This window comes from Streptomyces sp. NRRL F-2664 (genome assembly GCF_000719345.1).
GTDB lineage: Bacteria > Actinomycetota > Actinomycetes > Streptomycetales > Streptomycetaceae > Streptomyces.
The window spans coordinates 1-280 of the sequence record NZ_JOFX01000518.1; the positions used below are offsets into that span (position 1 = coordinate 1).

Consider the following 280-nt stretch of genomic DNA (forward strand, 5'->3'; position numbering starts at 1 on the left):
GACGTCCACAGCTCTTCAACTCGGGGGCCTCGTCGGTTCCTTATCCTGCCGTACTCGATGTCCCGCACGCCCTCGTGGAGTGGGTGGCGATGCTGATCGTCACCCGGGAGGGGGACCGAAGATGCAAGCTGCCGCCGTCCCGGCGCGCTCTGGTCGCACTGGTGTACCTGCGCAAGAACGGCACCGTGCGGCAACTGGCCGCGGGATTCGGTATCAGCCTCGGGACCGCGCACGCCCATGTCCACGCTGTCGTGGAACACCTGGCCGCTCTCGCGCCGGG

Annotated in this window: 1 protein-coding gene; it reads left to right on the forward strand. The window is 68.2% G+C overall.

Annotated features, from left to right (window positions below):
* Positions 1-89 precede the first annotated feature (89 nt).
* Positions 90-280 (forward strand): helix-turn-helix domain-containing protein (locus IF89_RS40125; protein WP_030778210.1); only part of this gene is annotated, 191 nt, incomplete at its 3' end.